Annotated in this window: 17 protein-coding genes and 1 pseudogene; 8 read left to right on the top strand and 10 right to left on the bottom strand. The window is 61.3% G+C overall.

Annotated elements, in window-relative coordinates:
- Positions 1 to 153 precede the first annotated feature (153 nt).
- The gene (locus B3P22_RS18540; RefSeq protein ID WP_296272035.1) at positions 154 to 1,737 is read left to right on the top strand and encodes a peptide chain release factor 3; all 1,584 of its coding nucleotides are present in this window, start codon (positions 154 to 156) and stop codon (positions 1,735 to 1,737) included.
- 226 nt (positions 1,738 to 1,963) lie between these two features.
- Here the strand turns inward: B3P22_RS18540 and B3P22_RS18535 are convergent, their stop codons facing one another.
- Positions 1,964 to 4,384, bottom strand: coding sequence for a membrane-bound PQQ-dependent dehydrogenase, glucose/quinate/shikimate family (locus B3P22_RS18535; RefSeq protein WP_275547195.1), 2,421 nt, complete (start codon positions 4,382 to 4,384; stop codon positions 1,964 to 1,966).
- Positions 4,385 to 4,564: 180 nt separating this feature from the next.
- Here B3P22_RS18535 and cobB point away from each other — a divergent pair, with 180 nt between their 5' ends.
- Positions 4,565 to 5,278 (top strand): Sir2 family NAD+-dependent deacetylase, encoded by a 714-nt coding sequence (cobB, locus tag B3P22_RS18530; RefSeq protein WP_275547196.1) that lies wholly within the window; start codon positions 4,565 to 4,567, stop codon positions 5,276 to 5,278.
- 117 nt (positions 5,279 to 5,395) lie between these two features.
- Here cobB and B3P22_RS18525 read toward each other — a convergent pair whose 3' ends face one another.
- Together B3P22_RS18525 and B3P22_RS18520 are read right to left on the bottom strand one after the other, a co-directional pair.
- Complete coding sequence (locus B3P22_RS18525; protein WP_296272032.1) at positions 5,396 to 7,576, bottom strand: hypothetical protein; 2,181 nt, start codon at positions 7,574 to 7,576, stop codon at positions 5,396 to 5,398.
- 197 nt (positions 7,577 to 7,773) lie between these two features.
- Positions 7,774 to 9,828 (bottom strand): AsmA family protein, encoded by a 2,055-nt coding sequence (locus tag B3P22_RS18520; protein ID WP_296272031.1) that lies wholly within the window; start codon positions 9,826 to 9,828, stop codon positions 7,774 to 7,776.
- Positions 9,829 to 9,963: 135 nt separating this feature from the next.
- On the opposite strand from B3P22_RS18520, the gene B3P22_RS18515 reads away from it, so the two are divergent.
- Positions 9,964 to 10,743, top strand: a complete 780-nt coding sequence (locus tag B3P22_RS18515; RefSeq protein ID WP_296272030.1) for a TatD family hydrolase — start codon at positions 9,964 to 9,966, stop codon at positions 10,741 to 10,743.
- 472 nt (positions 10,744 to 11,215) lie between these two features.
- On the opposite strand, the gene B3P22_RS23960 is transcribed toward B3P22_RS18515, so the two are convergent.
- From B3P22_RS23960 to B3P22_RS18495, 5 genes and pseudogenes are all read right to left on the bottom strand, one after another.
- Positions 11,216 to 11,920 (bottom strand): methyl-accepting chemotaxis protein, encoded by a 705-nt coding sequence (locus tag B3P22_RS23960; RefSeq protein WP_419096368.1) that lies wholly within the window; start codon positions 11,918 to 11,920, stop codon positions 11,216 to 11,218.
- A 150-nt stretch (positions 11,921 to 12,070) separates the two neighbouring features.
- Positions 12,071 to 12,277, bottom strand: a pseudogene (locus B3P22_RS23955) (HAMP domain-containing protein); the annotation flags it as partial.
- Between the two features lie 1,321 nt (positions 12,278 to 13,598).
- Positions 13,599 to 14,432, bottom strand: coding sequence for a regulatory signaling modulator protein AmpE (gene ampE, locus B3P22_RS18505; protein ID WP_296272028.1), 834 nt, complete (start codon positions 14,430 to 14,432; stop codon positions 13,599 to 13,601).
- Between the two features lie 2 nt (positions 14,433 to 14,434).
- Positions 14,435 to 14,986 carry a 1,6-anhydro-N-acetylmuramyl-L-alanine amidase AmpD gene (gene ampD, locus B3P22_RS18500; protein ID WP_296272027.1) on the bottom strand — a complete coding sequence of 184 codons (552 nt, stop codon included), beginning with the start codon at positions 14,984 to 14,986 and terminating at the stop codon, positions 14,435 to 14,437.
- A 438-nt stretch (positions 14,987 to 15,424) separates the two neighbouring features.
- Positions 15,425 to 17,725, bottom strand: a complete 2,301-nt coding sequence (locus B3P22_RS18495; protein ID WP_296272026.1) for a DUF1631 domain-containing protein — start codon at positions 17,723 to 17,725, stop codon at positions 15,425 to 15,427.
- Positions 17,726 to 18,136: 411 nt separating this feature from the next.
- Here B3P22_RS18495 and nadC point away from each other — a divergent pair, with 411 nt between their 5' ends.
- From nadC to B3P22_RS18470, 5 genes are all read left to right on the top strand, one after another.
- Entirely contained in the window at positions 18,137 to 18,985 is an 849-nt protein-coding gene (gene nadC / locus B3P22_RS18490; protein WP_296272024.1) for a carboxylating nicotinate-nucleotide diphosphorylase, read from the top strand.
- Positions 18,986 to 19,310: 325 nt separating this feature from the next.
- A complete protein-coding gene (locus B3P22_RS18485) occupies positions 19,311 to 20,621 on the top strand; it encodes a nucleotide sugar dehydrogenase (RefSeq protein WP_296272022.1) in 1,311 nt (436 codons plus the stop codon).
- 37 nt (positions 20,622 to 20,658) lie between these two features.
- Positions 20,659 to 21,819, top strand: a complete 1,161-nt coding sequence (locus tag B3P22_RS18480; RefSeq protein ID WP_296272020.1) for a glycosyltransferase family 4 protein — start codon at positions 20,659 to 20,661, stop codon at positions 21,817 to 21,819.
- Positions 21,806 to 22,786 carry a glycosyltransferase gene (locus tag B3P22_RS18475; protein ID WP_296272018.1) on the top strand — a complete coding sequence of 327 codons (981 nt, stop codon included), beginning with the start codon at positions 21,806 to 21,808 and terminating at the stop codon, positions 22,784 to 22,786. The genes B3P22_RS18480 and B3P22_RS18475 overlap by 14 nt, the downstream gene beginning before the upstream one ends.
- On the top strand, positions 22,783 to 23,538 hold the full coding sequence (locus B3P22_RS18470; protein WP_296272017.1) for a glycosyltransferase family 25 protein: 756 nt from the start codon (positions 22,783 to 22,785) through the stop codon (positions 23,536 to 23,538). The genes B3P22_RS18475 and B3P22_RS18470 overlap by 4 nt, the downstream gene beginning before the upstream one ends.
- A gap of 30 nt (positions 23,539 to 23,568) precedes the next feature.
- On the opposite strand, the gene B3P22_RS18465 is transcribed toward B3P22_RS18470, so the two are convergent.
- Both B3P22_RS18465 and B3P22_RS18460 read right to left on the bottom strand, forming a co-directional pair.
- The gene (locus B3P22_RS18465) at positions 23,569 to 24,807 is read right to left on the bottom strand and encodes a lipopolysaccharide biosynthesis protein (protein ID WP_296272014.1); all 1,239 of its coding nucleotides are present in this window, start codon (positions 24,805 to 24,807) and stop codon (positions 23,569 to 23,571) included.
- A 2-nt stretch (positions 24,808 to 24,809) separates the two neighbouring features.
- A partial coding sequence (locus tag B3P22_RS18460; RefSeq protein ID WP_296272013.1) for a hypothetical protein occupies positions 24,810 to 25,000 on the bottom strand: 191 nt, incomplete at its 5' end.

Genomic DNA, 25,000 nt, shown 5'->3' with positions numbered 1-25,000 from the left:
TTACGCATCGCCCGATTGGCCCAACCTGCGTTGCCTGTCAGCGCGACGCAAACCCGATGGCCGTGCCTCCGCCAGCGCCCGCAGTTATCGGTATAATCGCCAGTTTTCCGGACGCCTGAGGCGCCCTCAACGATTCAATCCAGGCACATATTCATGACCACCCAGGCCGCCGAAGTCGCCAAGCGCCGTACCTTCGCCATCATTTCCCACCCGGACGCCGGTAAGACCACCATCACCGAGAAGCTGCTGCTGATGGGCAAGGCCATCGAAGTCGCCGGTACCGTGAAGTCGCGTAAATCCGACCGTCATGCCACCTCCGACTGGATGGAGATGGAGAAGCAGCGCGGCATCTCCATCACCACCTCGGTGATGCAGTTCCCCTATCGCGAGCACATCGTCAACCTGCTCGACACCCCCGGCCACGAAGACTTCTCCGAGGACACCTACCGCACCCTGACCGCAGTGGCCTCGGCCTTGATGGTGCTCGACGGCGGTAAGGGCGTCGAGCCGCGTACCATCGCCCTGATGGACGTGTGCCGCCTGCGCGACACGCCCATCGTCAGCTTCATCAACAAGCTCGACCGCGACATCCGCGACCCTATCGAGCTGCTCGACGAGATCGAGGCGGTGTTGAAAATCAAGGCGGCGCCGATCACCTGGCCGATCGGCTGCTACAAGGACTTCAAGGGCGTCTACCACCTGACAGGCGACTACATCATCGTCTACACCCCGGGCCACGGCCACGAGCGCACCGAAGCCAAGATCATTCAGAACCTCGACTCCGATGAAGCCCGCGCGCACCTCGGCGACATGTACGAGCGCTTCGTCGAGGAGCTGGAGCTGGTGAAGGGCGCCTGTCACGAGTTCGAGCCGGATGCCTTCCTCAAGGGCGAAATGACCCCGGTATTCTTCGGCACCGCATTGGGTAACTTCGGCGTCGACCATGTGCTCGACGCCGTGGTCGACTGGGCGCCGCGCCCGCTGCCGCGTGCAGCCAACGAGCGCAGCGTGGAGCCGACCGAGGAGAAGTTCTCCGGTTTCGTGTTCAAGATCCAGGCGAACATGGACCCCAAGCACCGCGACCGCATCGCCTTCATGCGCATCTGCTCGGGCAAGTACACCCAGGGCATGAAGATGCGCCACGCCCGCCTGGGCAAGGACGTGCGCGTCGGCGACGCCCTGACCTTCTTCTCCAGCGAGCGTGAGCACCTGGACGAAGCCTATGCTGGCGACATCATCGGCCTGCACAACCACGGCACCATCCAGATTGGTGACACCTTCACCGAAGGCGAAAGCCTGGGCTTCACCGGCATCCCGCACTTCGCCCCGGAACTGTTCCGCCGCGTGCGCCTGAAGGACCCGCTGAAATCCAAGCAGCTGCGCCAGGGCCTGCAGGAACTGGCCGAAGAAGGCGCCACCCAGGTGTTCTTCCCCGAGCGCAACAACGACATCGTCCTCGGCGCCGTCGGTGTGCTGCAGTTCGACGTGGTCGCCAGCCGTCTGAAGGAGGAATACAAGGTTGAGTGCGCCTACGAGGCGGTCAACGTCTGGTCGGCGCGCTGGATCGAATGCAGCGACGAGAAGAAGCTCAAGGAATTCAAGGACAAGGCCTATGAGAACCTCGCCGTCGACGGCGGCGGCCACCTCACCTACCTGGCCCCGACCCGCGTCAACCTCAGCCTGATGGAAGAGCGCTGGCCGGAAGTGAAATTCCGCGCCACCCGCGAGCATCACTAATAGCGGACAAGGCCCGTTCTACGGCAATGCTGTTCACATAGGGGATGGGGGGAACGTGGTCAGTCCCCTCGCCCTCCTGGGGAGAGGGCTAGGGAGAGGGGAAAGACCGCGGCTCTGCGCTACTTTCAGCCCTCTCCCCCAACCCCTCTCCCATAAATGGGAGAGGGGAGCTAAGCGCACACGGCCCTAAATGAACCGCATCACCGCTTAGTGGGCCTTGTACCCGCTACTCCTCTTCCTCCAGCGTCCAGGCAACCAGCGAATCGCCCATGCGCGTGCCGAACGAGCCGTGCCCGCCGGCCATTACCACCACGTACTGCTTGCCGGTCTTTTCAGAAACGTAGCTGATGGGCGTGGCCTGGCCGCCTGCCGGCAGTCTGTCCTTCCACAGTTCCTCGCCGGTGCGCATGTCATAGGCGCGCAGGTAGTAGTCCAGCGTGCCGCTGAGAAAGCCCAGGCCGCTGGCTGTAATCAGCGGGCCACCGAGGTTCGGCACGCCGACGGTCAGGGGGATGCCCAGCGGCGCGCTGTCGCGGCTGGTACCGTTCTTGCGCTGCCAGACCTTGTCCATGCTGCGCAGGTCAACCGCCGTGACATAGCCCCATGGCGGCGCCTGGCAGGGCAGCCCCAGCGGTGACAGAAAGGGTTCCAGGCTGACCATGTAAGGCGCGCCGAGGTTGGGTTGCAGACCCACTTCGCTGCCACCGGAACCGGCCTGCCCGCCGCCCTCCTCACGCTTGACCAGACGCGAGACGAACGCCAGGTAATTGGGCGCGCCGAAGAGGATCTGCCGCTGCGGGTCGATCGCCACCGAGGGCCAGTTGAACACCCCGACGTTGCCCGGATAGATCAGCGAGCCCTGCTCCGATGGCGGGGTGAAGTCGCCCTCGTAACGCAGGCGGTGGAACTGGATACGACAGATCAATTGGTCGAACGGCGTACCGCCCCACATGTCACGCTCGTGCAGCGGCTCATCGGGCGCATAGGTAAGCGCGGAGACCGGCTGGGTCGGCGCGGCGAAGTCGCCTTCCACCGTGCCCTGCGGGACCTGTCGCTGGTTGACCGGCACGATGGGCTCGCCACTGCGCCGATCGAGCACGTACAGATCGCCGCGCTTGGTCGCCTGGATGATCGCCGGCACCGGCCCCTCAGGACCTTCGATGTCCACCAGGCTGGGCTGCGATGGCAGGTCGCGGTCCCAGAGGTCATGGTTCACCGTGCGGAACTCCCAGCGCACCCGTCCGGTTTCCAGATCCAGCGCCACCAGCGCCGCAGTGAAGCGCTCGGCCTCGGGGCTGCGCTCTACCGCCCACTGGTCAGGCGTCTGGTTGCCCATGGGGATGTACACCAGGCCCAGCGCCTCGTCCGCCGTGGCGATGGTCCAGGAGTTGGGCGTGCTGCGCACGTAGGTCTCGCCATCGGCCAGCGGCTCAGTGGCTTCGGGACGACCGGGATCGAAGTTCCATATCAGCTCGCCGCTACGCACGTCGTAGGCGCGGATCACCCCACCCGGCGAGTCCACCGAACCGTTGTCGGTGATCGAGCCACCGACGATCACCAGCTTCTCGGTCACCACCGGCGGCGAGGTGGGCAGGTAGACGCCCAGCGCGTCATCACCCAGGCCAACCTTGAGATCGACCATGCCGGCCTCGCCGAAATCCTCGCAGGGCTTGCCGTCGTGCACATCGAGCGCGTACAGCGTGGCATCGTTGGTCGGCAGGAACAGGCGCTGAGTGCAGCGCGGCGTCGCCGCCGGCGATGGCTCCGGCGCCGCGCCATCTTGCGTGGCAATCGGCGCACCGCGGTACGCTGCAGCATCGTGATAGGCCAGGCCGCGGCAGGTCATGTGCTGGTAGTAGTCGGCCTGGCGGTTGATCGCCGGGTCGAAGCGCCAGCGCTCCTCGCCGGTGTCGGCGTCGACCGCGATGGCGATGCTGTGCGGCGTGCAGATGAACAGGTTGTCGCCGACCTTCAGCGGCGTCACCTGGTTGGTGATCTCGCCGGGGTCGCCCTCGCCAGGCAGGTCGCCGGTGTGAAACTCCCAGGCCTTCTTCAGCCGCCCAACATTGGCCGTGGTGATCTGCTCCGCACTGGCGTAGCGCTCGCCACGCGACGAGCCACCGTAGGCAGTCCATTCGCTGGCCGAACGGCCGGCTGGTACCCCTTCAGCAGCGGCCATGCGCGGCTCGTCGAAACGGCCAGGCAGGCGGTGATAATCCTGCGTCAGCGAATAAACCGCCATGCCCGCGCCGAGCAGCAGGCCGATACCCAGCACCACGCTGGCACCATCACGCCAGGGCTTTTCAGGCGCTATGTGCCGGTTGATCCAGGGCAGCAACAGCCACAGACCGAACACGCACCAGAGGTCGATACGCGGCGCCATCTGCCACCAGTCGAAGCGCACCTCGTAAATCGTCCAGGCCAGGCTCGCCAGCAACACCAAGGCATACAGCCACAGCGCCGCACGCTGACGGCGATGCATCAGCACACCCACCAGCAGCAGGCCGAGGCCGGCCAGCAGGTAGTACCAGGAACCACCCAGCCACAACAGATAGGCGCCACCGAGCGCCAGCAGCGCACCCAGAACAACGGCCGCCCAGGCCGTCAGGGTGATGCGCAGAGGTTTTGCGTTGTTGTTCTCAGTCATCGCTCGCTCCCCGAACCACTGCCCCGTCCAGACCAGGGCCGTGATCTGTGGATACGAAGTGATGGTGAGAGTTCAGCGATTCTGTCGCGCCAGGAATGACAAGCAGCCTGCCTGGCCCTCCCCCACATCGCCCGTGTTGGCATAAAGTGGCGCCTGACCCCGACCCGCCCTGGAGCAGCAATGACCCACCCGAACATCGTCATCCTGACCGGCGCGGGTATCTCCGCCGAGAGCGGCATCCGCACCTTCCGCGCCGCTGATGGGCTCTGGGAAGACCACCGCATCGAAGAGGTGGCCACGCCCGAAGGTTTCGCCCGCGATCCGGCACTGGTGCAACGGTTTTACAACATGCGCCGCGCCCAGCTGCGCGATCCGGCCATTGCGCCGAATGCCGGGCATCTGGCCCTGGCTGAGCTGGAGGCCAGCTGGCAGGGCGAGTTCCTGCTGGTCACGCAGAACGTCGACAACCTGCACGAGCGCGCCGGTTCCAAACGCTTGCTGCACATGCACGGCGAGCTGCAGTCGATGCTGTGCAGCAACTGCCAGCAGCGTTTCCCGTTACTGGAAGACATGCCGGTCAGCCAGGCGTGCACCTGCTGCGGCAAGGTCGGTACCTTGCGCCCGGATATCGTCTGGTTCGGCGAGATGCCCTATCACATGGAGCGCATCCATGACGCGCTGGAGCAGTGCGAGCTGTTCGTCAGCATCGGCACTTCGGGCCATGTCTACCCGGCAGCGGGTTTCGTCGAGCAGGCGCGCCGCGCCGGCGCGCATACGCTGGAGATCAATCTGGAGCCGAGCCAGGGCCATTCTCTGTTCGCCGAGAAACGCTACGGCCCGGCTACCGAACAGTTGCCGCGCTGGGTGGCACAGCTGTTGGCTAGCTATACGTAGGGCGGGTGTAACCCGCCAAAACACAAATGGCCGACTAAGCATTCCACCCGTAGGAGCGGCTCCAGCCGAGAACAGCTTTCGCGGCTGAAGCCACTCCTACGCGAGCAGGGGCAATGTTCAGCCTGCCGCATCCTGAACGGGCGCCGCCGCTTCGGCCGGCACCTCGGGTTCCGGACTGAACGCGCCATTGTTCCAGGCGTAGTAACCCACAGCTAGCGCCAGCAGCAGCGCGATGACCCAAGGCCACAGCACCGGCTTGTTGGCGTAGGGATCGCGCAGCGCACGGTCGCTGCCCTTGGGTAGTTCCGCCATCTGAGTGAGCGCGGTGCCGAAGGGAATGCTGATACGCGCCTTGGCGTTCACCGCCCAGCCATTGGCATCGAGAATCGGCCCCAGGCTGCGGCGGTGCAGTTTGAACCACGCCAGCAGCATGGCCGGGCCGGAAATCGCCAGCAGCACGCCGAGCAGCAGCAACGGTACCTGCCACCACGCCAGCGACAGGATGCCCGTGACCACCGCCGCCAATGCCGTACCCAATGCGCCGACCGCCAGGCCGATGGCCGCGAAGATACCGGCGAACTTGGCGATATCGAACGCGGGTGTCGATGCCGCCGCTGGCGCTGCCCCGGTTTCCCCAACCTTGGCCGCTGTCTTGTTGACCATGTCGGCATCGCGGCTGGCGGCGAGCTTCTGGACCTGATCGGAAACCAGCTTGGAAACGCGTCGATACGGCGACCAGAACGCCTCGCGAATGCTGATCGCGTTCTGCACCACCTTGACCACCGTGGCATCCCAGTCATTGCCGTCGCGGTCGTAGAACAGGCCATGGCGCCCGGCTTGCATATCGCCCTCGCTGCCGGCAGTCAGCGCCACCACGATGTTCAGGGTCTCCTTGCCACGCACCGGCTCGCCACGGCGCGTGCAGGCGCAGTAGAGCAGGAAGCAATCACTGGCTGCTGCAATTTTGGCGTGAGCCTCGACGTTGTCGACCTCGACCACCAGCTCGCAGCTCTTGCCGTCGATATACAGTACGCCGGCCTGGAAGACGGCTTTCTCGTGCCGCGAATAGAAGGCCTGGAAGGACACGAAGTTGCGCAGCAACGTGACCAGCCCATGGCGCAGGCGAATCAGCTTGTCCAGCTCGACCAGGCCGTCCGCCGCCTCGGCCACGGTCTTGTCCTCTTCCACCAGCGCCAGCAGGCGCGCCTCGGCGCCCTGCTCCACCAGTTCGAGGATACGCCCACGCTCCAACACATCGGCAATCGCCACCTTCGGCGTCTCGGCGCGCCAGGCCAGGTAGTTGCTGCACAGCGCGACCAGATGCTGCCACTGCTCGCGCGACAGGCTGTCCTGCTCGCCGTAGACCGGCACCACCACACGCTGGTGGAAATCGTCGATGGCGCGCTGCCAGGCCGGGTTGAGCCCCTTGCCCAGCGGCAACTCGTCGCCATGCTGCACCACTGCCAGCGGCAGGCCGGCTACTTCGCCGGCATCGGCCAGCGACAGCGAGGCCAGACGCACCAGCTCTTCTTCCTGGGCGTTCATCAGCGCCGCCGCACGCGGATCGAACTCGGCCATGGCCACGCGGGTGAAATAGTCATCGATCTTGCCGCGCACCGCGCTCAGCGCCTCGACCGCCGCCACTGTACCTTCACCAAAGGCGTCCAGCCCCTGCTCGGCAGCGCGGGCATGCCAGGCATGCAGTTGGCGCGCCTGATCGAAGAAGGCAGTGATCTGCTCGACGCCGATGGCCGGCTCGCCGCTGCGATCAGTCTGCGCGCCCAGGCAGGCGATGATGTCGGCGATGGCGGCCTTGAGCTCGGCATCCTCGGTCAGGGCTGCCGGCACCAGGCCGTCGCCATTGGGCTGCTGCGGCGGGAACAGCTGCGCCAGATCGGCGGTATCGAGCGGCGTCAGGCTGTCGCCATCAGGCCGCCCGAGCACGCCCAACAGGCGCTGCGCGGCCAGACGCAGGTGCCCGCCCACGGCATCGTCAGTGAGCGCAGAAAGCTGCAACGGCCCGTCCTCAAACAGCACGGCGGGGTCACGCAGACGCGCCAGCGTCCAGTCCACCACATCGAGAATTTCCGGCGCGCGGATACGACCGTCATTGTTCAGGTCGATGTACTGCAGCATGCGCCGATCCAGCTCCAGGTTGTTCACCGGACAGGCCAGGCTGGCCCAGAGTTTCTGGTCAAGGCCGCGCAACGCGGCGAGGTCGGCGGGGGTTTCCAGTTGCACCTGGTCGAAGCCGCCAGCACGGAAGAAGCGCCAGCGATGCGCGAGAGCTTGAGTCATCTACAAAAGATCCTTTCTTTGTGAGGGCGACTGCGCCAGGGAGCCGGCGATGATCCATCGCTGCGCATCGACGCACGGACCATTCAACAGACTCCTGCTTTCCAGGCGCTGTTCAATTCAGTGTAACCGAGCTACGAAGGCATCGCCGAGCGCCTACCGGCCTCAATCCCATGCACGGTAGAACACTGCGAACAGCATCAGCCGCCCTGGATCTTCTGCAGCAACGGCTCGCACTGGCTCGGCTCGTCACCGGCACTGGGCGCCACCAGCGCCAGCAGGCCGGCTGCCGGCGCCACGGCCACGCCCAGTGCCACCAGTCCGGCACCACGCAGCGCCAGCGGCGTGGCCTGCACGCCTGGCGCGGGCTCCTTGAACGTGCCGCGCACGTAGAGCGGCGAACGCAGGGAAAAGATGCGAAAGCCCTTGGTGGCCGGGGTGACGGTAAAATCCAGCTGCTCGCTGGCGAAGTTGGCGCTGCCGTCCACCTTGATCACCGCGTTGTCGGTATCGATGACGAACAGCCGCGTGCTCATCAGCCCCTTCTCGATGCCGAGATCGGCCGCTGCGCAGTGGATCTTCACCTCCTCGTCGCCGAACAGCCGGCCCACCAGGTAGTTGCCGACGTTCAGCCCGGCGATCTCCATCAGCCCGCGGCTCACCGCACCATCGTTGATCAGCATCTTCAGCTCGCCATCGGCGCTGCCCAGCAGGGCTGCCACCGAGTTGCCGCGGCCACTGAGACGTGCATCGCCGTTCAACTCGCCAAAGCTGGTCTGCATCGGCGCGAAGGTGGGAAACAGCTGCTTGAGTTTGAGATCGCGCGCGCGTAGGCGCATCTGCCCCTGCAACGGCGTGTTCGCACCATTGAGGCGAATCTGCGCATCGAGCCCGCCGCCGGCCATGCCGAAACGCAGTGGTTCCAGGCTGAGCATGCCGTCGTTGAGTACAACATGAGTGTCCAGATCACTGATCGGCAGTTGCTCGCTGTGCACGATGCGCTTGCCGACAAAACGGACATCAGCGTCCATGGCGCGCCAACGGTCGGTACGAAACTCCGAAATCGGCAAGGCCTTGTTCGCCGGCTGCGTGTCGCGTTCGCCACGCTCACGCTTGTCGGCGCTGGAATCAGCACCGATCAGGGGCGCAAGATCACCGAACAACAGCTGGTTGGAGGTCAGGCGGCCGGACAGTTTCGGCCGCGGCTGGCGCGCGACGAAGGTCAGGTCGCCATGGATATCGCTGTCGCCGATACGCCCGTTGAAACCGAGGTAGCGAAAGGTCGCCCCGTCAGCATCACGCAGATCGGCCTGCAGACGACCATCGGTACTGTAGGGCGGCGTGTCCGGCAGGGTAACGCCGGTCCATGGATAGAGATGGCCCAAACTGGCCCCGGCAAGCTGCAGGCGCAAATCCAGCGCGCCCAGATTCTGTGGGTCGGTCAGGCTGCCGGCGACTTGGATGCGAGTGGCCCCGATGCGCACATCCGCCTGCACCGGGAAAGGTTGCGAGGCGTCATGCAGCGCCAGCAAACCACCTACCTTGCCGCTACCGGTCAGCGGCTGACCGCGAAAGCTGCCCTTGGTCTGCCAGGCGAAGGCGTAGTCCTGGGCGCTGGCATCGCTTTCGGCCAGCCGCTCGGCGGCGCTCCTGCCAACGATCTCGGCGAAGGGAATCGGCTCACCCAGCGGCTGGATGACCGCCTCCAGAGTAGTGTTGCTGACCTTGTCATCGAGCTTCACCTGCCCCTGGTCGAAGGCGATGGTGCCGATATCCAGCGTCCAGGGGCTGGGCTGCTCGCTGTCGTCCGCCTGTTCGCTACCCAAGTCGAATACCCAGTTGGCGCGACCATCGGCCAGGCGCTGCAAATCGGCATTCGGTGCACCGAGTTCGATGCTCGGAATGCTCACTGTCTTCCACAGCAGCGGCAGGGGCGACAAACGCAAACGCACGCTGTCGAGGCTGACGAAGGTATCGCCCTGCGCCCAGTCAGGATTGCCCAGACGCAGGCGCTCGGCGGAGAAATGCGGCCAGGGCATCCAGGCGCTCAACCCCTGCTGGCCAGGTTCGCGCTGCCAGATCACACGCAGATCGCCCTCGATGGCGAACGGCCGGTTCAACGCCGCCGACACCTGCTCGTTGATCAGCGGCCGCGCGCGATTCCAGTCGAACAGCACCAGAAACAGCATCAGCGCCGCCACCAGCAGCAGGAAAACAGCGAATAACGCGCCCATCAGTTTGCGTACTTGACGCACCCGGCGACCTCCTCATCTGACGTTCGAGTGAAACCCGTCCATAGCCATACGACTGAAAAGATTAGCCAACGCTCCCCGACACTGGCAGCAATGGCGAAAATAGCCCACCCTGAAAGCCCATTCGCGAGCCGACCGATGCGCCTGATCGACACCCACACCCACCTGGATTTCCCGGACTTCGACGCCGACCGCGACGAAGTGCTCGCACGCAGCCGCGCCCTGGGCGTGCAGCGTATGGTGGTGCTCGGGGTGTATCAGGCCAACTGGCAGCGTCTGTGGCGACTGGTCGAGGCGAACGAGGGCCTGTATGCCGCGCTCGGTTTGCACCCGGTGTATCTGGACGATCACCAGCCGCAACACCTTGCCGAATTGCGCGACTGGCTGGGCCAGCTGGCAGGACATGGCAAGCTCTGCGCTATTGGCGAGTTCGGTCTGGATTATTACCTGGCGGAGCTGGATCGCGAACGTCAGCAGGAATTGTTCGAAGCGCAGCTGGAGTTGGCGGTGGCGTTCGAATTGCCGGTGCTGCTGCACGTGCGCCGCGCCCATGCCGCCACCATCGCCACGCTCAAGCGCTTTCGCCCGACACATGGCGGCATCATCCACGCCTTCGCCGGCAGCTATGAAGAAGCGCGCGAGTACATCAAGCTAGGCTTTCGCCTCGGTCTCGGCGGCGCCGCCACCTGGCCGCAGGCCAACCGCCTGCGCAAGGTGGTGGCGCAACTGCCGCTGGAATCCATCGTGCTGGAAACCGACGCCCCGGACATGGCACCGGCGATGCACCCGAACCAGCGCAACAGCCCCGAATACCTGACGGACATCTGCGCCGAGCTAGCGGCGCTGCGCGGCGTTACGCCCGAAGAACTGGCAATGGCCAGCAGCCGTAATGCCGATGAGCTGTTCGGCTGGAAATAGGCCGCACAGATGGTCAGGCAAATCGCCCTACACGGCCGTGCGCGGTAGCCCCGCTCTGGGCCGAAGTTTTCCAGACCGTGTCGCCCAAATTCGCGGCGGGACGCCGTTCCTATAACACAGCCTGTGGAGATAATGCTGTGTACTTGAAGGTTGTACGCGCTTGGCTCCCCTCTCCCATTTATTGGGGGCACGCCTAGTGGAGAGGGGCTGGGGGAGAGGGCTGAAAACGCCGCGAGACCGTCAGCTTTCCCTCTCCGCAAAGGGGCTGGAGGACTGATCGTGCTCACCCCTTGTTATGTGAACAGCATTGCGCACCGGGGCGAAGCGTTATGAAGTCACGACTCAAACTCGCGGCGGGGCGCCGTTCCTACCAGGCTAGCGCGACGGCCGCGGGAATGTTGTGGGAGGGGCTTTAGCCGCGACTATCAAAAAACGTCGCCGCTGAAGCGCCTCCCACGAGGCCAATCCTCACTCACACACGAAACGCCCCAATCAGTTGCCGGAGCCGCGCCACCAACTCGCTCAACTCACGACTGGCCTGCTCGGTCTGGCTGGCACCTTGCGCAGTGCGCTCACCGGCATGATTGATCTCGACGATGTTCTGATCGATATCGTGGGCCACCGCCGTCTGCTGCTCGGCCGCCGCGGCGATCTGCTGGTTCTGGTCGACGATCATGCCCACGGCGCCGAGGATATTCTCCAGTGCCAGCTGCACCTTGGCTGATTCGCTCACGGTGCCATCGGCCATCTGGTGACTGGCATTCATCGCCTTCACCGCAGCCCCAACGCCGCCCTGCAGCTTGGCGATCATCGCCTCGATTTCCTCGGTGGACTGCTGGGTGCGCTTGGCCAGGTTGCGTACCTCATCGGCCACCACGGCGAAACCACGGCCCTGTTCGCCGGCTCGCGCCGCCTCGATCGCGGCGTTGAGCGCCAGCAGGTTGGTCTGCTCGGCAATGCCCTTGATCACGTCCAGCACCTGGCTGATCGCGGCGCTGTCGCTGGCCAGCTGGTTGATCACCAACACCGATTGGTCGATCTCACCGGCCAGCCGCTGGATCGCCCCCACCTGCTGCTCGACCAGGGCACGACCGCTGACCGTCTCCTGATTCACGCTCTGCGCACTGCCCACCGCAGCGGCTGCGCTGCGCGCAACTTCCTGAGCGGTGGCGGACATCTGGTTCATCGCCGTGGCCACCTGCTCGATCTGCGCACGCTGGCTGGCCACCGCCTGGTTGCTCTCGCCCGAAACCAGCTCGACCCGGTCGGCCTGCCCACCGACCTCACCCACGGTATGGCCGACGCGCTCGATCAAATCGTGAATACGCTGCACGGTCTGGTTGAAAACCTGGCCCAGCTCACCCAGCTCATCGCGGCTCTGCGCCTGGAAGTTGGCCGTCATGTCGCCTGCGGCCACCTTGTCCATCACCTGACCCAGGTTCTTCAGGGTCGCACGCGTGGAAACGTAGAAGCCGCTGTAGAGGTAGACGATCAGCAGGAACACCACCACCAGCGCCACCGCCAGCAGCACCATCTGCGCACGGTTTTCGCTGAGTCGTTTGCTCAGTTGATTGTTGAGGAAGGCCAACAGACCATCGTTGAACGCGTAGGTCCTGGCCATCTGCTGGCTGGTCTGCTCATAGAACTGCGTCCAGGGCGTATCCAGGCTGTCGGCGATGATGACCTGATCCTCGAACAGCACGGCGCTGTCCTTCAAACTCTGGCGGCTCGCCTCGGCCAGGCTGCCAAGGCCGTTCTGCGCGGCGACGTTGCCGGCCAGGGCATCCTGCAGGTTCAACCCATACTCGGCGTGCAGTTTCTCCAACTGCAGCAGCAGGTCGTCGAACTTGGTGCTGGCTGCAGAGTTGAGATAACCCTGGCCCAGGGAATAGGCGCCAACCGCTCGGCCCTGGCTGAGCACATCGGTAATTTGCGGGGTGACATTGGTGATCAGCTCGGTGATCTGCCGTACCTGACGTTGCGGGTCCTGGCTCAACCCGGCCTGACTGGCCACCAGCTTGATGAAAACCTGGGAAGAGCCCAGCAGCTTCTCGACGATGACCGTCTTGCTCTGCAGCGACGTCTCGGCCTCCGCGCTTTTCAACTCGGCCAGCAATTCGTCGCGCTTGGCGACGAACTCCGCTGCCTGCTCGCTATCGCTGGTCACCGGCTGCAGCGCTTGCAGACCGGCATTGAGCGACTGCTGCAGTTGGCCGATCCGCCCCTCCAGATCCCCCGCCTGACCGGACTGACCGATCATCGAGTTGATCTGCACCAGGTCGTTGAGGCTCTCCAGATCGCGGCGTAGCTGCAGGCTGCTGCCGAGCAGCTCGAGGCTTTCCAGAGCCGTCTGGGTGCCGACGAACTGACGATAGGAATCTCGCACCAGATAGAAGTTGGTGACGAGCATGGGCAGGAAGAATAGAACGCTGATCAGGCTGAACTTCATGCCGAAGCTGAGGCGATTCATCAGCGCGATGGCCGGATACAACACGGTCTTCACTCGACGTCTCCAATTGCCATTATTGTTATTAGGTCTCGCTTGGCAGCCGCCGAGCCTCTTACGATCTCGTGACGGTATCCTGCTTCGACCGACATATGGCATGCGGATACATGCGCCGAATACAGGCCGATAAACGTGATGGAAATCACCAAACAGGTCGACTGCCGCCTCCTTATACCGCTTATCGACACGCCTCTCTGTAACTTAAGGTTAAGCAAGCGCAGCGCACATGCTGTCCCGGGCGCGGCCAGGTACAGCGCATGATCCTGATGAAAACGTAGGGCGGGTGAGACCCGCCACCAGGCTAGCCCGGCCGCTCCCGCCCTGCCGGGTTCTGCCTGTGATCGGCGCCTTAGATGAACAGCACCCAGACCGCGTAGCCGGCGTACCAGACCACCGCCGCGCGAATCAGCAGTTGCCAGAGCTGGTCCAGAGTATCGACGCCCTCCTCGCCCATCACCGGCGGCGGCATCTCGCCCGCAGCACGCCCGGCCTTGATCACCAGTTGCGCAGCGGAAATATCCCAGCTCAGCAGCTCATGCAGCAGGGCACGGCTGACGGCGACGAAGTTGCCGACCAGCGCGAAACTGGAAGCCAGCACCCGCGCCGGCAGCCAATCGAAGGCATGGCGCAGCTGCACGGCGCGCTCACGCAGGGCCGGCTGCTCGGCGTGCTCGGCACCCAGTGCCAGCAGGCGATAGGCCAGCGCCGCCATCGGCCCCAGCAGCAGATACCAAAAGATCACCGCGAAGAAGCTCTGATAGGCCTGCCACAACAGATGCCCCTGAACCTGCTGCAGCAACTCGGCGCCCTCCTCCGGCTGCAATGCCAGGTCGCGCTCGGCCACATGGTATGCCGCCTGACCATCACCGCGGCGCCAGGCATCACGGAACGGCCCCAAAGCCGCAAGCAGATCGCCGCGACCCAGGCTGTAGATCAGCACCAGCAAATGCACCGGCAAGGCCAGCCAACCGTAGGCCAGCGGCTCGAGGATCAGCAGCACCAGGCCCAGCGCCAGCACCGGCAGCAACACCAGAATGGCCAGGCACAGCCAAGGGGCCTGCTGCAGCCCGCCCTGTTGCAGGCGTTGCAGTTGCGCCAGCCAGAGGCCGTCCTGCTGGATGCGCAGGCGCCAGGCGGAAAATTTCTCGACCCACAGCACCAGCAGAATCACCAGAAAACTCATTGCTACCTCTCATTTAATTCGGCATGCAACCGCAGCCAGTTGAACGCCGGCCCCGGATCGGTCTTGCGCCCAGGGGCGATGTCGCAGTGACCACGAATCCGCTGCGCCGACAGCGCCGGGTAGGCATCGAGCAGTTGCCGCGTTAGCTCCGTCAACCTGGCGTACTGAGCATCGCTGTAAGGCACGTCATCCGCACCTTCCAGCTCCACACCTAAGGAAAAATCGTTGCAGTTGTCACGCCCCTCGAACCAGGAGACCCCAGCGTGCCAGGCACGATCCAGGCAGGAGACGAACTGCGTCAGCCGGCCATCACGCTCGATGAAGAAATGCGCGGAAACCTGCAGCGAGGCGATTTCGGCAAAGAAGGGATGCTCGTGCGTGGGCAGCCGGTTCTGAAAGAACTCCAGCACCTTGCCTGTCCCGAACTGGCCGGGCGGCAGGCTGATGTTGTGCACCACCAGCAGGGATATTTCGCCATCGGGGCGAGCGTTGAAGTTCGGCGAGGGGCAATGATGGATACCCTGAAACCAGCCGGTCGTGGGGTCGAGCTGCATATGGCACTCCTGAGCGTGGCACCACTCTAGAACAGCCGACCCAGACGGCCAAGAGCGAGACAGCAACAGGATGTGCGAAGACGGAAAATAGATGGGCACAAAGTAGGAGCCGCGCCTCGCGACGAATGGTTGCGGCAACGCTAAGCCAAAAGCTTCGCCCCGAGGCGCAATACTGTTCACTTAAGAAACGGTCGAGCGCGATTAGTCCCCTCGCCCCTCCGGGGAGAGGGTTAGGGCGGGCCGCGTTCTGCGAGGGGAAAAACTGGCAGTTTCGCGGAGTTTTCGGCCCTCTCCCCCGCCCCCTCTCCACTAGGCGTGCCCCCAATAAATGGGAGAGGGGAGCCAATGCCTACGACCTTAAGTGAACAGCATTACGCCCCGAGGCGGGGCTCCTACAAGGCCACTCGCTACCAACAGCAGAACGTTGCTGGCAACGAATCAGGCGTTCTTCAATTTGCGCAGGTTACCGATCACAGACTCCAGCGCCCGATCGAACAGCAATGCATCGTCGAGCAGGCGAATGGTGTTGCGACGGAACTCCACGGCCAGCGCATTGCGGCTCTTTTCCAGCACTTTCATGCCGGTACGGTTGACGAACACGTACTTGCCAGTGGGTTTGATGATCGCCGCCAGCTTGCAGCGCAGCTTGTGCTCATCGTCTTCCTGGAACTCGACCCAGCTGCCCACGCGCAGGCTGTCTACCTGCTGCAGCGCCTCGTCATCGTCCGGCATTGCCACGTCCGGCTCCTGAGGTAGGGTCTGGCCCGGGGCCAGCAGGACGATCTCCTCGACCACCTCGACCATGGCCGGCGCATCTTCGACCTCTTCCGCTGCCGGCAACTCCAGCAGCGGCAGCTCGATACCTGCTTGCGCGGCGTCAGTGGTGGATTCGGATTCGTCCAGCGCAACCTCGGGCTCGGCCGTGGCGCGCTTGAAGCGCTGGAAGGCTTGCACATGCAGTGCCTCCAGCTGGCTGAAAAACTCGCTGGTGGAGAACGGGTCGAAGGCCGCGCTGACCATACCCTCGCGCAGCGCCTTCAGCAGGCCGGGCACCAGTTCCAGCAAGCGCAGTCGCGCCTCGGGATCTTCATGCGGCGCAACGCTCCAGACCAGATCATCCATGGTCTGCAACGCAGCCTGCCATTCGTCCGAGTCCACACCATGCTTGAGGCAGGTGAGCATCAGCACCTTGCTCCAGGCTTCCTGTAGCAGGCGCACCACGACTTCAGGCAAGGTCTTGCCCAACAGCCGCTCGTTCAGCGCCTGCTCGACCTGGCGGCGCGCCAGCTCGGCCTTGGCACTGCCTTCCTCGGCATCACGGGTACGCTGTTCGAGCAATTCGCTACGACGACGCTCGTCGCCCGTGAAGGCCATGAACTCGGCAAGCAACTCGGAGAAGATCGCCGGATCATCGACGAAGTCGTTAAGCAGGCGCTGCACCACCTGTTCGATCTTCTGGTACAGGCTGTCGCGCTGGGCATCGTCCTGATCGCCCCAACCCAAGGCCGCGGAGGCGATTTCGTTGAGCAGGCGGCGCGCCGGGTGACTGCCGCGACTGAAGAAAGTCTTGTCCAGCACCGCAACCTTGAGCATCGGAATCTGCAGGCGGCCGATCAGCGCCTTGAGCGAATCCGGCAAAGTGCGGTCATCGAGAATGAACTCGAACAGCATCGACACCAGGTTGATCACGTCTTCATCGACTTCGCCGACCACGCGTGCCTTGCCGCTCTTGACGCTGGCACGTTCGAGCAAACGCTCGAGCTGATCACGCAGATCGAAGTCCGCAAAATCGACCTGCGCTGGGGCACGCTGCTGCATGTGCGACAGCAGGCGCATCAGGTCGTTGCTGGTGATCGGCAGCGCATCGGCCACCTGGGCGCGGCGCGGCATGGCAGTGCCGCGTACCTGCAGGAGCAAATCCTGCAGCGCACCGAAGACTTCCTGAACGCCCTGATCGGCGCCTTCGAGCAGAGGAATGCCTTCCTCGCCCGAGGCCTGGCTATAAGCAGAGGCCGCGGGGCGCTGCTGACGACGCGGCGGCGCCGACTTCAGCTCCGGTAGCACGCCAGCATTGACCAGGGCCTGGTTGGCCTCGGCATAAAGAACGTCGCAACTGCCCAGCACGTATTTTTCGAACAGCTTGAGGATGATCAGCTTGACCTTGATCTCCACGCCCAGGCCGCTGCAGGCATCGAGGAAGTACTCACTGAGCAGCGTCGGGCCGAGCGGGTTGCTCTTGTCATCGAGTTTCTTGCTGATCACCGCATTAAGACGCGTGGTGAGGTGGCCCAGCGCCATGGCATCACGGCTGATGACCTTGGCCACCATGGCATCCAGCGCCACGGTCTCTTCCAGCTCGTCGTTCTGCACCAGGCTTAGGCTGTCGAACGACACCGCATCCAGAGCGGGTTGCTGCTTGCCGATTTCATACTGATTGAGATTGGCGAAAGACTCGAACACCTTCTGCAGGAAACCGCGCTCGATATTCTTGCGTTTCAGACGCAGGTCGCGCATCGCCTCGAAGAAAGCGTTCTGCTCGGCATTGCTGGTCGCCCGATCCGCCATCTCGAAGAGGGTATCGTCAGCATTGTCGAACAGGCTCTGCAGGTTCTGCTTGAGCTGTTGCGCGGCTTTGTCACGCACCTGAATAAGCGCCACGGGCAGTCTTCCTACCGGCGAAGTTGGCGATTGCTCAGCGGTCGCCTTGGTCAGGGGCACCACATTCGCGTCGGTCTTCATTCTAGTCTCCCGCAGACTGCCCGAACCGGGCTTCCTGGTCTGCACAGCGTCAACCGAGCGTCGTCCCTAACGTCAAAGGCCTGGCGTCAATAAAATAAAAAGTAAAGGCATTATAGGGAGGCTACGCGCCATACCAAGTCAATTTTTTCTAGAGACATGATCCGCATCACAGATAGCCTCACGCCACTTACAGGCGGTAGTCTCTACAACACCCTCGCATCTCTACAGCCTAACGCTGCCAGCTACGCGCCGCTGCACCGGTGGTCGGCGCATTGCCATCAATAAGAGCCGCAGTGCATGGCAAAAGTGCCCAGCCAATAATCGAAAACCGAACGGCGCAGAACGGCACTCGACCGTTGCCCCGCCCCCGCCTGGCTCTATAATCGCCCCTCGCCTAAACCGGAGCCGACCATGCCCAACCTGACACTCGCCGAACTCAGCAGCGAAATCGAAGCCAATGTCCGCCGCGCCCTGGCCGAAGACATCGGCAGCGGTGACATCACCGCCCAGCTGATTCCGGCCGAGCGCCTGGCCAGCGCTCGAGTGATCACTCGCGAGGCGGCGGTTATCTGTGGCACGGCCTGGGTCGATGCGGTATTTCGCCAGCTCGACCCGCGCGTGGCGGTGCACTGGCAGGTGCAGGACGGCGACCGCGTTCAGGCCGACCAGACCCTGTTCACCGTCGAAGGCCCGGCCCGCGCCCTACTCAGCGGCGAACGCAGCGCCTTGAATTTCCTGCAGACCCTGTCCGCCGTTGCTACCCGCTGCCGCCATTACGCCGATATCGTCGAGGGCACCCAGGTCAAACTGCTCGACACCCGCAAGACTCTTCCCGGCCTGCGACTGGCACAGAAATACGCCGTAACCTGCGGCGGCTGCCACAACCACCGCATCGGCCTGTTCGACGCCTTTCTGATCAAGGAAAACCACATCGCCGCCTGCGGCGGCATCGCCCAGGCAGTTTCAGCCGCCCAGCAGATCGCCCCCGGCAAGCCGGTGGAAGTGGAAGTGGAAAGCCTGGAAGAACTGCGCGAAGCGCTGGAAGCCGGCGCCGACATCGTCATGCTTGACGAACTGTCATTGGAAGACATGCGCGAAGCCGTAAACCTCACCGCCGGCCGCGCCAAACTCGAAGCTTCTGGCGGCATCAACGACAGCACCTTGCGCACAGTCGCCGAAACGGGCGTGGACTACATCTCGCTGGGGACGCTGACCAAGGATGTGAAGGCAGTGGATTTGTCGATGCGGTTGGCGTTGTAGACCTCCGCATCATAGCTCGCAGCTTAATGCCGATCAGATAAGAGCCTCAAACAGCTTTTCGTGGGAGCCCTACCCCAAGGCGAAACCTCGCAAACCAGGGATGTATAGATTCACGGCAGGGCGTCCCCCCTTAGCATGTAGTGATACTTGGCTGCCTGGCATGAATTCGCCGCAGGCCTATTGGTTTCGTACGCACAGATCGATACCTGACAGCACGGTAAATCGGCTGCTTCAGCACTTCACAAGCGTGATTAAACACGCGGCCTCATCCTAAAAGGTCTGGCATCATGCAGCAACGAAGCCCACATCAAACATGAGCCCTACCGTGAACGAAGCGCTAGCTCTTCTGCGAGAAAGAATCACCTCAGGCACCGCAACTGTCGGTATTTATGGTCTGGGCTATGTCGGCCTTCCCCTCGCGTTGCGCTTTTGCGAAGTCGGCATCAAGGTCATCGGCTTCGACATCGATAATTACAAGGTCGACACGCTCAACGCCGGGCAAAGCTATATCGAGAGGTTAACGCCTCAGCGCATCAAGAACGCCTTAGCACAGGGGCTGGAAGCTACTACCGATTTCTCCCGTAGCGGTGAAGCCGACGCATTGATCATCTGCGTCCCCACCCCACTCAACGTACATCGGGAACCCGACCTGAGCTTCGTTATCAACACCGTGGAAGCAATACTCCCGCACTTCCGAGCTGGCCAATTACTCAGCTTGGAAAGCACCACCTGGCCCGGGACCACGGACGAGGAACTCGCCCCTCGCCTGGAGGCAAAGGGATTAACGCCAGGGAAAAACTGCGCACTGGTGTTCTCCCCCGAAAGGGAAGACCCAGGGAATACGCACTATGGCACCCATGACATTCCCAAAGTCATCGGAGGCATGACGCCAAGCTGCCTGGAGCTGGGCCAGGCACTCTACCAGCACGCCATCCGTTCATTAGTGCCCGTCAGCAGCACCCGCACTGCCGAAATGACCAAGCTGCTGGAGAACATTCACCGTGCGGTGAATATTGGCTTGGTCAACGAAATGAAGATCGTTGCCGACAAAATGGGCATCGATATACATGAAGTCATTCGTGCCGCGGCTACCAAACCCTTTGGCTTCACCCCGTATCAACCTGGCCCAGGCCTCGGCGGACACTGTATTCCCATCGATCCCTTCTATCTCACATGGAAGGCCAAGGAATATGGCATCAACACCCGATTCATCGAACTGGCCGGCGAAATCAACCACTACATGCCGCACTGGGTTGTGCAGAAAACTGCCGATGCGCTCAACGAACACGGCAGGGCAGTTAAAGGCAGCCGCATTCTGGTGCTGGGTCTTGCCTACAAGAAAAACATCGACGACAGCCGCGAATCGCCGGCAGTGGAAATCATGGAACTGTTACAAAGCAAAGGCGCCGAAGTCGACTACAGCGACCCGCATATCCCAACTTTCCCCAAAAAACGCGACCATCACTTCGACCTGCAGTCCATCCAGCTGAGTGCGGACAACATCGCCAGCTATGATTGCCTGATTCTCGCTACGGACCACGACAGCTTCGATTATGAGCAACTGCAGGGCCAGGCAAAGCTGATCGTCGACACACGCGGCCGCATGCAACGGCAGAGCAATGTGGTTCCGGCCTAAGCCCGCCTGGCTAAACAACACATAACTGCGAGACAGCATGCCCAAGCGCCCACGCACTCTCCTGATCACCCGCAACCTGCCGCCGCTGGTTGGCGGGATGGAGCGCCTGAATTGGCATATGGCTGACGAACTAGCCAAACAGAATGAGGTTCACGTGATTGGCCCTAAAGGAGCCAAAGCGCTGAGTCCACAGTCGGTCAGGTTAACCGAAGCGCCACTCAAACCTCTGCCACTGTTTCTGCTGATGGCATTTCTCAGGGGATTGTGGATTACCTTGCGATGGAAACCGGATGTCATTCTCGCGGGTAGCGGCCTGACGGCGCCCATTGCTTGGTTGCTGAGCAAACTAAGCGGCGCCCGCTCGGCAGCATATCTGCATGGCTTCGACATTAGCGTCAATCACAGCCTGTATCGCAGACTCTGGCGGCCAATATTCAAGAAGCTAGATAAGGTCATCGTCAACAGCGCGCCCACGCAAACGCTGGCCGTCGCAGCCGGCGTCAATCCAAACAGCATCAGTATTGTCTATCCCGGCGTCAGCCTGCCAGAAGCACCACAACCGGCAGAACGCATCACGGCATTTAAAGAACAACACGGGCTTGCCGACAAAAAGATTCTACTGTCCGTGGGACGCCTGACCACCCGCAAGGGGTTGAGGGAATTTGTAGAGCAGGCCCTGCCCGCTATCGTGCAGGCCGAACCTGATAGCGTGCTGGTAGTGATTGGCGAAGCTCCGAAGAACTCTTTGGGCGCCGGCATCCAGAACGTGGATTGCATTCGGGCCCAAGCAAAACAATCCGGCATAGCCGGGCATATCAGATTTCTGGGGGTCATCACTGACCAACTTCTGCTGACCACAGCCTACGAAGCCTCTAATGTGCATGTATTTCCTGTACGCCACATCCCCGATGACCCGGAAGGCTTTGGCATGGTTGCCATCGAAGCCGCCGCGCATGGTGTACCCACCGTGGCATTTGCTACCGGAGGGGTGATCGACGCGGTTGGCGAAGGGCAATCCGGCCATTTAATTGCACCTGATAACTACCCTGCACTGACTCAGGCAGTATTGCAGGTGCTGACTGACGACCCTACACCGTGGCGAGCCAACATAACTACCTTTGCTCAGGGTTTTGCCTGGCCAGTCTTCGGTCAACGCATAAGCGCGGCATTGAATCGGATTATTCATGACCGAGCCTAAAAAACCAGCGACTCAAGAATTGGCAGCAATCTCGCGCCTAGCGACAGTCACAGTAACTTTCAATCCCTCACAAATGGAACTAGAGGCACAGCTACGCGCATTGCCTACATCCAGCATCAAGGTCATTGTGGACAATGCATCCCAACCTCAGCATTGGGCAGAGATAGAAATTGTCGCAAGCAATTTTAAGAATGTACATCTGATACGAAGCGACTCTAACCTGGGTCTAGCAGCCGCTATCAACCGTGGCGTGAACTGGTTAGCTACATTGACCCCCTGCCCGGAATTCGTACTCTTGTTAGACCAAGACAGCGAGCCACAGCCAGGCAGCATTACCGCTCTACTTACTGCGTTCGATAATCTTCAATCACAGGATTACAGAGTAGGATGCGTAGGGCCATTACTGGCAGATCCCGATACCGGTCTGACACATGGCTTCCACCAAAGCAGCCGATGGAGGTGGAAGCGAGCTTATCCATCAATAGGTTCTAACTCGCCTATACCATGCTCGAACCTCAACGGTAGCGGAACACTCGTGCCCATAACGTTATTCCAGCAACTAGGCGGCCTTGATGAAACATTGTTCATTGACCATGTAGACACCGAGTGGGCATTTCGGGTCATGGCGCATGGATACGGTTTGTGGGGTATTCCAGAGGCAGTATTTAGCCACAGCATGGGCCAGGCCAGCATACGTTTCTGGCTGTTCGGGTGGAGAGTTTGGCCGGTTCGCTCGCCGCAACGACATTACTACCTATACCGCAATGCCGCCATTCTTATGAGGAGATATTATATCCCCAGGGTTTGGAAAGTCTGGGCTGTGGCAAAGCTGCTTTTGACGACCGGAGTTATGGCCATGATAGGCCCCTCCCGCAGCCGACAAATCAAAAGCATGTGGAAAGGAATAAAGGAAGGCTCTACAAAAACAGGTAAATCATCTATAACCACCCCAAAGATAAATCAATGAAGAACACTCCAGCAATCTACTTAATTTCACTCAAAAGCGAGATAGAGAGACGTGAAAAACTAAAAGCACAATTCCCTCTTTCTTATAACACCATCAATTTAATTGACGCCATTGACAAGAACACCATATCAAGCAACGATTATTTCCAAGCAATGATGAATACTCAAAAGCGCTTGGGAAAAATAATATCTCCTGCCGAACTAGCTTGCGCGCGTAGTCATTTGATCGCGATTCAAAAGTTTCTCGAGAGCACTTATACTCATTGCCTCATTCTAGAAGACGACATAATTGGCACTGAGCAAGAACTAGAAAAAGCACTGGACGCCACGAGTCAAACCAGCGGAAATAGTATTATATTTTGCGGCACACATATCAACAGACGCCACAACAAATACATTACACCTCCACGCGAAAAAGCAAAGAAGATTAATTTCCTAGAAAGGCATTTCATAGCAGGCGCATTTAGCTATGGACTAACGCGAGGCGCAGCACAGAACATAACAAAAAAGCAAAGACAGGCGACATACAGATCCGACCATTGGATTTCTCTAGCACAAAATCTTGATATTTACATAATTGATGCACTCAAACATCCTGAAAATTACAACAACAGCCACATCGAGAGCGAGCGCCAAGTTCTTCATAAAAAAACCATAGAAAAAATAAGGCATGATGGGCTTGGAGCAACAATTACTAAAAATCTCTCCAAAATCTTAATACTGGCCTATCAGAACATAAGAAGGAAGTCATAAATAGAATTTCAGCATGTCGATCTAACAAGCTCAATGCCGTCGGAGACGAGTGCGAACAATTAGCCATCCCCCCATTAGCACCATTGCCCACTCGGAACACACGAGCGCCAAGACAAGACCATGCATACCCCCATGAGTCGTCAAAAGAAGGGCCGCCACGCTCAATACCGCCAGGCCTGCCACCTCGAATCCCACCCTCATCCAAGGCTTACCCAGCGCCATTAACGCGTTGCCCACCGCTATACGCAGCGCCATGGCAGGCACTGCAAAACACAACCACCGGATCACCTCCTCCACCCCCTGATATTTTTCGCCTAACAACCAGACGAATAGCGGAGCGCAACACCACAGAGCTGCCGCCAGCCCCATACCGTAAAGAGTTGTAGCACCAAAAATCCACCGTAACAGCTGATAGGCGCGCTGCGGCTGCTCCTGCCCTTCGCGAAACAAGCGTGGCAATGCCGACAACATCAAAGCGACCACCGGCAACGTGACCGCGCCCACCATCCGCGCGCCCGCCGCGTACAAGCCTGCTGCGGGTAATGGCAGCAATTTGATGGCCAGCGTCTTGTCCAGCTCCGCAGGGCCAGACGCCGTGATGTTGAGCGCGGCGTAACTAGCCGCCTCACGCAGCTCCCGCCCACCAGGCCGGCGCCACAGGCGCGGCTGCGGCCAGCGGCTAGGGAGGCAGCCCAGCATCACCAGCAAGCCAATCGCCGTCGCCATGCAATAGCCATAGCCATAGACCGTCAGTGGTTCTGCCGGTGCCAACCAACCCACCAGGGCGGCAGCCACCAGACGCAACGCCAGCGGTAGCGTCTGCAGCAACTGAGAGCGCGCCGTATGTTCGGCAGCCAGCACTTCCACCACCACCAAGGCAGACAGTGGCATCAGCAGCATCTCTGCCACCCCAAGCGAAAGCAGCATGCCCCAACCCACGCCACTGACACGCAGTAGCTGGGTGCAAATCAACACAAAGGCGATCAGCAGCGTACCGCCGCACAGCAAGGTAGTCGGCAATGCATACGACAACACCGCCACACGCCTGGACGGGTCTTTAGAAATCGCGGCCAATAGCACCAAATGCGTACCGAAGGTAGATAGCGTTCCCAGCAGCACAGCCAGCGCTGCAATACCCGCAAATGCCCCAAATTGCTCAGGTCCCAGCATCCGAGCGACCAGCAACAAGCTGCCGGCTTGCACAACAAAGCGTAGTCCCAAGACAAAACTGGTACGGATAGTCGCGAGAGCAATCGGTCCTTTCAGCATATTCAATCGCCTATCACGCAGAGCCGCCCGCTCTGGGCACCCTTGAACTCGGCCAGCCCTTTTTCTCGCAACAATTTAAGCCAACATTCGATAGATCTTTGAGTGATGAGTGGGCGCTGAGTCGTTATAGTGTTGATATTAGCCGGATGATTCTCCAGGATAAACTCCAGAAGCTCTTTTAATCCGACATCGG

The sequence above is a fragment of the Pseudomonas sp. UBA6323 genome (genome assembly GCF_002439135.1).
Taxonomy (GTDB): Bacteria; Pseudomonadota; Gammaproteobacteria; order Pseudomonadales; family Pseudomonadaceae; genus Aquipseudomonas.
This window is presented reverse-complemented; position numbering and strand designations above follow the sequence as displayed.